The organism is Leucobacter chromiisoli (assembly GCF_016522505.1).
Classification (GTDB): Bacteria; Actinomycetota; Actinomycetes; order Actinomycetales; family Microbacteriaceae; genus Leucobacter; species Leucobacter chromiisoli.
On record NZ_JAEHOH010000021.1, the window covers coordinates 85,833 to 95,591 of the forward strand.

Consider the following 9,759-nt stretch of genomic DNA (forward strand, 5'->3'; position numbering starts at 1 on the left):
GCGTCAGCTCCTGAGGATCCGATACCCCCGGCCGGCGTCGTAGCCGTGGATCTCCCGCGTGTCGAGCACGCTCATGAAATCGAGCACCTCGGCCGTGACCACCTGGCCGGGCACGAGCACCGGGAACCCGGGAGGGTAGGGCGTGACGAAGCCCGCCGAGACCGGTCGCTCGCCGCGATCGACCCGCTCGCGCAGCTCGGCCGGCAGCACGTGCTCGACGCGGCCGCGTCGCTGGCCGTCGAAGAACGCCGAGCGCAGATCGCCGTCCGGAAGGCCGTCGTCCGCATCGTAGCCGCTCGCGAAGGCGCTGAAGTCGGGCAGCGGCGGCATCGGCGCCTCGGCGCGCTCGGGCTGCGCGCCGTCGCGGGCGAGCTGCTCGTCCTCGAAGCGCTCGGCGAGCTTGACGAGCACCTCGATGAGGTAGGCGATGCCGCTGCGCGACGTGCCGATGTTCGTCATGAACAGCACCGTGTTCCGGCTCGTCTTGTTGACCTGGATCCCGTAGCGGTCCATCAGGTGCTCGTGCTTGAAGGTGTCGCCGTCGACGCCCGTGCGGCTGATCTCGATGGTGACGCGACTGGGGTCGACGACGAACTCGTCCCGGGCCCAGGCCTCCCACATCGTGGCCAGCCCGTCGCGCAGCGGCATGGGGCGGGTCGTCTCCCGGTGCGCCGCGGGGATGAGGTCGTGCGCGGTGAGCACCCGGAAGGTGCGCCGCAGCAGCGGATGCCGGGCGATCGCCTGCGCGAGGCTCGTGGCGAGGTCGAGCTGCCGCTGCACGAGCTCGAAGCCCTCCAGCTCGACCTGCCGCCGCCCGAGGTCGAGCGAGGCGAGGATCTGGTAGTTCGGCGAGGTCGACGTGTGCGTCATGTAGGCCTCGTGGAACGGCTCCTCGGCCTCCCGCACCCACTCGCGGTCGTAGACGTGGATCATCGAGCCCTGTCGCAGGGCCGTGAGGGTCTTGTGGGTCGACTGCGTCGCGTAGACCCGGATCTTGGCGTCGGGCGGGGGCAGCAGCTCCTCTTCGAGCCAGGCCTCGTCGTGCCTCGGATCTCCCGTCTCGGGGTCGAAGAGCCGCTCGCGCTGCGCCTGGTAGGCGGAGGCGTGCGCCGAGGTGCGCAGCCGCTCCTCCAGGTGCTTCGCCGCCGCCATCGCCGTGCGCCGCCGCGTCACCGGGTGGAAGGCGGCGAAGGCGAACCACGCCTCGTCCCACAGGAACACGAGGTCGGGCTTGATCGCCAGGCACTCCGCCATCACCCGCTCGGGGTCGTAGACGATGCCGTCGAAGGTGCAGTTGGTGAGCGTGACCATACGCACCTCGTCGAGCCGGCCGGCGGCGCGGTAGTCGAGCAGCAACTGCTTGATCCGGCTCAGCGGCACCGCCCCGTAGAAGGCGACGTCGTTGAGGGGGTAGGCCTCGAGGTAGGCGGTTCGGGCGCCCGTGAGCATGAGCGCGTGGTGGTGCGACTTGTGGCAGTTGCGATCCACGAGCACGACGTCGCCGGGGGACACGAGCGCCTGGTGCACGACCTTGTTCGCGGTCGATGTGCCGTTGGTGACGAAGAAGGTGCGCTGCGCGCCGAAGGCCCGCGCCGCCAGCGCCTGCGCCTTCTTGAGCGTGTGCACGGGGGCGAGCAGCGAGTCGAGGCCCCCGGAGGTGGCGCTGGTCTCGGCGAGCAGCAGGTTCATGCCGTAGAACTCGGCGAGATCCTTGATCCACTTGGATCCCACGACGGATCCGCCCCGGCCGACGGGGAGCGCGTGGAAGACGCCGACCGGCCGGCGCGCGTGATCCTGGATCGCCGTGAAGAAGGGGGTGTCGTAGAGGTGGGAGACCCGGCGCAGCAGCGAGAGGTGCAGCTCGAGCTGATCCTCGCGGCGGAACACGCGTCGGAACCTGCGGGTGAGCACGCCGGCGAGATCCTCGATGTGCGCGCCCGCCATGAGGTAGAGGTCGAGCTCGGGGCGGAGCGCCGCGAGCGTGTCGGCGAGGCGGAGCACCCGCTGCACGGACGCGAGACCGCTGCGCGAGGACGCGGGGTGCGCGCCGGCCTGCGCGTGGGCGAGCCGGACGGTGTCCTGCAGCTCGCGGCTCAGCGCCTGCCTGGTGCGCTCGCTGAAGCCGGGGCGCACGACGCACGCCAGGATGTTCGGGTTCGTGAGCACCGCGGCGATCGCGTCGTCGGCGGACGGCACGACCACGAAGTCGTAGATGAAGGCGTCGGCGGGGCCGCGCAGGCGCTGCGCTTCGGCGTGCATCGTGTCGCGGTCGCCCGGCGTGGTCTCGTCGACGACGAGAACCTCGAAGCGGGGGCGGGGATCGACGTCGTCCTGCAGCTCGGCCCGCTCGGTCTCGTCGAGGTGGTCGTCGCGCGGATCCTCGGGCACCGTCGTGCCGCGCAGCCGGTGCACCACCCGGCCGATGCGGTCGAGCGCCGTGGTGTAGTCGCCGGCCTGCAGCAGCTCGACGATGGCCTTGACGTAGCGCTGACCGAAGCCGGCCCAGTACATCTCGATGGTCTCGAGCGCGCGGAGCGATCGCAGGATCTCGCTGTCGGCGGCGAGCACCTCGTCGCCGTCGCTGCCGAGCGCGAGCCGCTTCACCGCGAAGCGGAGGTACTCCCACGCGTCGCTGCGCAGCCTCCAGGTGCTGGCCGGCATGCCGGGATCGCGTTCGAGGGCGACTCCCGGGGAGCCGAGCGCGCTGACGCGGCCGGATGATCGCGGTCGCGTCGCGTGTGCGGCGCCGCCATCGGGCCTCGGGGCGAGAGCCTCGTGCGGGGAGAGACGAGGGGAGTCGGTCTTCGTCATCGACGATCCTTCCAGCTTCATTGCCCAGCCTGCATGCCCGCCGCGCGGCGCCCCGTCTCCGCGGCTCGCGCTTCGTCCGCCTCCCCGCAGCTCGCGCCCGCGCGGGGAACGGTGCCCCCACTCTACTCGCGGGGCATGCCCTGAACGGCATGTGTCGGGATCCCGCCGCCCGCCGTCCGCTGGTGCGGAGAGCGGGGTCGTGGGGACGGTCAGGCGCCGGCGCCGGAGGAGCGCAGGCTGGTGAGAAGCTGAGAGTTCGTCCGACGCAGGGAAGGCTAACCTAATATGGAGTCATGACCTTCGGCCCCACTCCGGATCCCTCCACCGTCACCGTCGTCGATCCCGACGGGATCGACGAGTGCGTCCTCGCCGCCGGCTGCGTGGAGGACCTCCCGGAGATCCGCGACTGGCTGCGGCGCCTGCCCCCCTCCGTCCACGGCCGGGTGTTCATCGAGGTCTCGCGGGAGGCGGACGTCGAGTCGCTCCCCCTGCCGCCCCACGTCGGGGCGACCTGGCTGTTCGGCGGAACCTCCGGGCGGCCTGCACCGCGCGGGCGGGCGCTCGCCGCCGCCGTCGACGCGTGGGCCGAGGAGTGGCTGCGGGTCGCCGGAGGCGTCGACCGCTGCTTCCACATCTGGATCGGAGCGAACGACAGCGACGAGATGCGCGACTACTGGTCGCGCCTGCAGCGCGAACTCGACGCCCGCTGGCCGAGCCCCGCAGAGGTGCCTTCGCCAGTAGACTGAGGGGCATGTCGAAGGCCTACGAACGCAAGCACCGGATCGCCGTCATCGGTGGCGGGCCGGGAGGATACGAGGCGGCTCTGGCGGGCGCCCAGCTCGGGGCGGAGGTCACCCTGATCGAGCGGGCGGGGGTCGGCGGTTCCGCCGTGCTCACCGACGTGGTCCCGTCGAAGAGCCTCATCGCGACGGCGGGGGCTGCCCAGGCGGTCCGCGACTCGAACATGCTGGGCGTGCAGGCCTTCCTCCCGGGCGGCGACGGCAAGCCCGTCCGCCCCGAGATCGCCGTCAATCTCGCCGCCATCAACAAGCGCCTGCTGACGATGGCCGGGGCCCAGTCGTTCGACATGCTGACCTCCCTGGAGGGGACCGGGGTGCGGGTGGTCCAGGGCGAGGGCCGCCTCGACGGGCCGAACGCGGTGCTCGTCTCGACCGCGGCCGGCGAGGGCGGCACCGATTTCGACCGGATCGAGGCCGACACCGTCGTCGTCGCGACCGGGGCCAGCCCCCGCGAGCTCGACAGCGCCAAGCCCGACGGCGAGCGCATCTTCACCTGGAAGCAGCTGTACGATCTGACGGCCGTGCCCGAGCACCTCATCGTGGTCGGCTCAGGCGTCACCGGCGCGGAGTTCGCGAACGCCTATCGCACCCTCGGCGCCAAGGTCACCCTCGTCTCGAGCCGCGAGCAGGTGCTCCCGGGCGAGGACCCCGACGCCGCCGCGGTCATCGAGCGCGAGTTCAAGCGCATCGGCATGAACGTCATGTCGAAGTCGCGCGCCGACTCGGTCGAGCGGACGGAGCACGGCGTCCTCGTGACCCTCTCCGACGGTCGCACCGTGGAGGGCTCGCACTGCCTCATGGCCGTCGGCTCGACGCCGAACACCGAGGGGCTCGGGCTCGCCGAGGCGGGGGTCGACCTCACCGAGAGCGGGCACATCCGCGTGAACAAGGTCGCGCGAACGACGATGCCGTCGATCTACGCCGCGGGCGACTGCACCGACTTCTTCCCGCTCGCCTCGGTCGCCTCCATGCAGGGCCGCACCGCGATCATGCACGCGCTCGGCGACTTCGTGCGGCCGATCGACCTGCGCAACGTGGCCGCGAACGTCTTCACCTACCCCGAGATCGCGACGGTCGGCTGGAACGAGCACAGCCTCGCCGACAACAAGGACATCGCGAAGGCGATCGCGCACACGATCCCGCTCAACTCCAACCCGCGGGCCAAGATGATGGGCTTCACCGACGGCTTCGTGAAGCTCTTCGCGTGGAAGGCCTCCGGCACGGTCGTCGGCGGCGTGATCGTCGCGCACCGGGCGAGCGAGCTGATCTTCCCGCTCGCCCTCGCGGTCGAGCATCGCCTCACCGTCGACCAGGTGGCCTCGGCGTTCGCCGTCTACCCCTCGCTCACGGGGGCGATCACCGACGCCGCGCGCGCGATGCACACCCGATGAGCGCCGGGGCGGACGCGAGCCGCCGCGCGGTGCTCGGCGGGCTCGCCGGCGCGCTCGGCCTCGGAGCGCTGACGGCGCTCTCGGGGTGCTCCGCGGGCAAACCGGAGGTCGTCCCCTCCGACGAGGGGGTCGAGCCCGCGGTCACCGTGCGCGTCATCGATAACGCCTACGAGCCGGCCGAGGTCGAGATCGCGGCGGGAGCAGCGGTGCGGTGGGTGTTCGAGGGGCCGACCGAGCACGACGTCGTCGCGGAGGACGGCGGCTTCGTGAGCGAGCTGCTCACGGAGGGCGAATACGTCCACGTCTTCGACGAGAGCGGCGAGTACGCCTACGACTGCTCCATCCATCCCGAGATGACGGGCGTCGTGCGCGTCTCCTGAGCTACGCCAGGGGCGCGGCGATCTCGACCGATGCGAGCTGCTCCGCACGGGTCGGAGCGGCGTGCACCGTGATGAGCTCGTCCGCGTCGGCGTGCGCCGCGAAGGCCGCGAGCTCCTCGCGCACCCGATCGCGGCCGCCGATGGCGGTGTACTTCAGCATGCCGCGGATCTCGAGCCCGGCGGGGCTGTCCATGAGCGGAGCGGCCTCGTCGGCGGTGAGCTCCCGCTCGCGGCCCCTCGAGAGGAAGGTCCGCACGCGGTTCAGCTCCGTGCGGGTGAAGAGGTGCTCGGCCTCGGCGTCGGTCGCCGCCGCCACCACGTTGACGCCCGCGATCACGTAGGGCTCGGGGTGCGCCTCGCTCGGCACGTAGTGGGCCCGGTAGTGGGAGACCGCCGCCGTGAGCGCCTGCGGCGCGAAGTGCGATGCGAATGCGTAGGGGAGTCCCAGCTGCGCGGCGAGGCTCGCTCCGAAGAGGCTCGACCCCAGGATCGTGAGGGGCACCTTCGTGCCCCGGCCCGGGTACGCGTTCACCTGCGTGCGCGGAATCTTGTCGCCCAGGTAGCGCTGCAGCTCGAGCACGTCGTTCGGGAAGCTCTCGGCTGCGGAGTGGGTGCGACGGAGCGCGCGGAACGTCGCCCCGTCGCTGCCCGGCGCCCGCCCCAGGCCGAGATCGATGCGGCCCGGGTGCAGCTCCGCGAGCGTGCCGAACTGCTCGGCGATGACGAGGGGCGAGTGATTCGGCAGCATGATGCCGCCCGCGCCGAGCCGGATCCTCTCCGTATGCGCGGCGATGTGCGCGATGAGCACCGCCGTCGCGCTCGAGGCGATCGACGGCATGTTGTGGTGCTCGGCATACCAGACCCGTCGGTACCCGCCGGCCTCCGCAGCGCGGGCGACGTCCACCGAGTGCCGGAACGCGGCTGCGATATCGCCGCTCTCCTCGATGGTCGCGAGGTCGAGGATCGAGAGAGGAGGAAGCGTCATAGTGAGTGTCAACGCCTCAACCGCCGGACGTATTCCGAGCCTGCTCCATCTCGTGCTGCTCGGCCTCCTGCGCGGCGTGGAGCTCGAGCGTCGCCGCGCGCACCGCGTCCTCCGCGCGCTGCCGCCGGCGCTGGGCGAGCGTCGCCGCGCCGTACTTCGACCGGATCCGGTCGCTCGTCTCGGCCGTCGCGGTCACGATGTAGCTGCTCGCCAGCAGGATCACCTGGGCCGAGAGGTTGAACCACAGCAGCAGAGCGATGAGCGACGCGAAGGAGGCGAGGAGGGGGTTGGACGTGGCCCCCCGCACGAACAGCCCCGAGAGCTCCTGGAGCACGGTGAGGCCGACGCCTCCGATCACGGCGCCGCTCCAGAGCGCCCGGGCCGGTGCGGAGACCCCCGAGAGCAGGCGGAACACGAGCGCGATCGCGACGGTGTCGATGGCGAAGACGACGACGATGCCGAAGCCGCGCGTGAGCACGGAGGCGACGTCGCTGTCCTCACCGACGCCGAGCCACCCGGTGACGATTCCGATGCCCGCGGAGCCGAGGAAGCTCGCCGCCGCCGCGACGACGAGCAGGCCCCCGAAGGCGATCCCGACCAGGAGGTTGCGCAGCAGCACCCACAGGAAGAAGGTGTCGTCGGTGAGCTCGTCGGCGAGCACGCGCAGGGCGATGCGGAGACTCGCGATCGCGCTGATGGCGGCTCCGACGAGGCCCACCAGGGAGACCGCCCCCACGATCGTGAAGCCGGTCCGCACCTGGATCGCCTCGGGCGAGACGAAATCGGACAGACCCGGGATCACCGCGTCGAGCGCCTCCGTGAGGCTGCGCAGCGCGTCGGGGTTGCCGCTCAGCCAGAGCGCCGCGAGAGAGAACCCGAGCAGCACCGCCGCGAACACGCTGAACAGGGCGCGGTAGGTGATGCTGTCGGCGAGCATCGCCCCCTTGTGCTCGCTGTAGAGGAGGTAGCTCCTCACCAGCCGCAGCTGCAGCGCCCTCGCGATCAGCCGCTGCACGACCCCCATGAGGCCGGGCTTCGTCGTCGATGTCCCCTTGTCGCTCCCCATGCGCCCAGCCTATCCGCCGGGCGGCGCGGCATGCGGGACCGGCGTCGGAACGCCGATCCCGCATGCCGCGCTCGTATCGTCTATTCCGGGTCGACGATCGAGAGCAGCACGTGGCCGTTCGGCACCGTCTGTCCGACGGGCGCGTCCACGGAGCTGACGACGCCGTCGCGGTGGGCGTAGATCGACTGCTCCATCTTCATCGCCTCGAGCACCACGACGAGGTCGCCCGTGGCGACCTGCTGGCCGTCCTCCACCGCGACCTTCACCACGGTCGCCTGCATCGGAGCCGCGACGGAGTCGCCGGTCGCGCCGGCCACCACCGAGCCCTTGGCGCGCCTCGGGGCTGGCCCGCGGGTGACCTCCTGATCCACGAGCGGCAGCAGCGTCGCGGGCATCGTCACCTCGACCCGGCGACCGGCGACCTCGACGACCACGGTCTGGCGCTTCGGATCCTGGGCGATCTGGGCGAGCTCGCCCTCCCACGGCTCGATGTCGTTCACGAACTCGTTCTCGATCCAGAGCGTGTAGACCCCGAAGCGGCCGTCGGGGGCGGTGAATGCCGGATCCCGCACGATCTTCCGGTGGAACGGGAGCACGGTCGGCAGGCCCTGCACCTCGAACTCGTCGAGCGCGCGGCGGGCACGCTCGAGCGCCTCCTCGCGGGTGGAGCCCGTGACGATCAGCTTGCCCAGCATCGAGTCGAACGCGCCCGAGACCACGTCGCCCGTGGCGACGCCGGTGTCGACCCGCACTCCGGGGCCGGACGCGGGCTTGAAGAGGGAGACGGGGCCGGGAGCGGGCAGGAAGCCGTTGCCCGGATCCTCGCCGTTGAGGCGGAACTCGAAGGAGTGCCCGTGCGAGACGGGATCGTCGTAGTCGATCCTGCCGCCCTCGGCGATGTGGAACTGCTCCCGCACGAGATCGAGACCGGTGACCTCCTCGGAGACGGGGTGCTCGACCTGGAGTCGTGTGTTGACCTCGAGGAAGGAGACGGTGCCGTCGCGGGCGACGAGGAACTCGCAGGTGCCGGCGCCGACGTAGCCGACCTCTTTCAGGATCGCCTTCGACGCCCGGTAGAGCTCGGCGTTCTGCTCGTCGGTGAGGAACGGGGCGGGCGCCTCCTCGACGAGTTTCTGGTGGCGGCGCTGCAGCGAGCAGTCGCGCGTCGACACGACCACCACGTTGCCGTGCTGATCGGCGAGGCACTGCGTCTCGACGTGGCGCGGCTTCTCCAGGTACTTCTCGACGAAGCACTCGCCGCGGCCGAAGGCCGCCACGGCCTCGCGGGTGGCCGATTCGAACAGCTCGGCGACCTCTTCGCGCTCGTAGGCGACCTTGAGGCCGCGGCCGCCGCCGCCGAACGCCGCCTTGATCGCGACCGGGAGCCCGTGCTCATCGGCGAAGGCGAGCACCTCGGAGGCGTCTTCGACGGGGTCGCTCGTACCCGCGGCGAGGGGCGCGTCCACCTTCTCGGCGACGTGACGGGCGGAGACCTTGTCGCCGAGGCGCTCGATGGCCTCGGGGCCCGGGCCGATCCACGTCATCCCGGCGGCGATCACCGCGCGGGCGAAGTCCGCGTTCTCCGCGAGGAAGCCGTAGCCGGGGTGCACCGCGTCGGCGCCGGAGCGCCGGGCGACGCCGAGGAGCTTCTCGATCACCAGATAGGTCTCGGCGCTGGTGCTCCCGTTCAGCGCGTAGGCCTCGTCGGCGAGCTGGGCGTGCATCGCGTCCCGATCCTGGTCCGCGTACACCGCGACCGAGGCTATACCGCTGTCTTTCGCGGCGCGGATGATGCGGACGGCGATCTCACCGCGATTGGCGATGAGCACTTTACGAATGCGCGACATGGAGAACAGCCTATTGGAGGAGACGTCCCCGGCCTTGGATGCAGGGCACAAACATTCCTGGAAATCGCATTGCGATCCCCACGGTTCGCGCGCTTTCGGTGGTGGTCGCGTGTCTGCGGTGTTCGCGTGTTTTCGGTGGTCGGGGAGGTGCGGTGTGCGCCGCGTTGCTGCGTTTCCGTGACCGCTGAACGGGCCGCCACCTTGGGGGCGGGGGTGCGTGTGGGGGAGCGGGGTGCGTGTGGGGGATGCATGTGGGGGTGTGCGACACGCCCGGGATGTGGGGTCGTGTTGCGGGGTACGGGTCGGGGTGCGTAATGTATTCCCTTGTCAGCGCAACGCAGCGGGGCCAGGAAGTGGTCCCGCCGGTTCGTATGCGCTCTCCGGTCACGTGGTGGTCGGGGAAGTGGCAGTGTCTCTCGGAAGCCCGGTCAGGGTGTGTACGGGGGGTGTCTGGTCCTTGAGAACTCAATAGTGTGCAC

General features: G+C 71.1%; 7 protein-coding genes. 3 read left to right on the forward strand and 4 right to left on the reverse strand.

Annotated elements, in window-relative coordinates; translation table 11 throughout:
- Positions 1-3: 3 nt before the first annotated feature.
- Positions 4-2,661 carry an aminotransferase class I/II-fold pyridoxal phosphate-dependent enzyme gene (locus tag JD276_RS13955; RefSeq protein ID WP_233615752.1) on the reverse strand — a complete coding sequence of 886 codons (2,658 nt, stop codon included), beginning with the start codon at positions 2,659-2,661 and terminating at the stop codon, positions 4-6.
- A gap of 443 nt (positions 2,662-3,104) precedes the next feature.
- Between JD276_RS13955 and JD276_RS13960 the strand changes: the two genes are divergently transcribed.
- Genes JD276_RS13960 through JD276_RS13970 form a run of 3 tightly spaced genes read left to right on the forward strand, consistent with a single transcriptional unit; the run spans position 3,105 to position 5,382 of the window.
- Positions 3,105-3,557 carry an SIP domain-containing protein gene (locus tag JD276_RS13960; RefSeq protein WP_200116273.1) on the forward strand — a complete coding sequence of 151 codons (453 nt, stop codon included), beginning with the start codon at positions 3,105-3,107 and terminating at the stop codon, positions 3,555-3,557.
- 5 nt (positions 3,558-3,562) lie between these two features.
- Complete coding sequence (locus JD276_RS13965; protein ID WP_200116274.1) at positions 3,563-5,002, forward strand: NAD(P)H-quinone dehydrogenase; 1,440 nt, start codon at positions 3,563-3,565, stop codon at positions 5,000-5,002.
- Entirely contained in the window at positions 4,999-5,382 is a 384-nt protein-coding gene (locus tag JD276_RS13970; RefSeq protein ID WP_200116275.1) for a cupredoxin domain-containing protein, read from the forward strand. Before JD276_RS13965 ends, JD276_RS13970 begins: the two co-directional genes overlap by 4 nt.
- 1 nt (position 5,383) lies before the next feature.
- Here the strand turns inward: JD276_RS13970 and JD276_RS13975 are convergent, their stop codons facing one another.
- The 3 genes from JD276_RS13975 to JD276_RS13985 all read right to left on the reverse strand — a co-directional run bounded on the left by JD276_RS13975 (position 5,384) and on the right by JD276_RS13985 (position 9,280).
- Complete coding sequence (locus JD276_RS13975) at positions 5,384-6,367, reverse strand: LLM class flavin-dependent oxidoreductase (RefSeq protein WP_200116276.1); 984 nt, start codon at positions 6,365-6,367, stop codon at positions 5,384-5,386.
- 16 nt (positions 6,368-6,383) lie between these two features.
- Positions 6,384-7,433: a YihY/virulence factor BrkB family protein gene (locus JD276_RS13980; protein WP_200116277.1), complete on the reverse strand. Its 1,050-nt coding sequence runs from the start codon at positions 7,431-7,433 to the stop codon at positions 6,384-6,386.
- 80 nt (positions 7,434-7,513) lie between these two features.
- Entirely contained in the window at positions 7,514-9,280 is a 1,767-nt protein-coding gene (locus tag JD276_RS13985; protein ID WP_200116278.1) for an acetyl/propionyl/methylcrotonyl-CoA carboxylase subunit alpha, read from the reverse strand.
- Between the last annotated feature and the right edge of the window lie 479 nt (positions 9,281-9,759).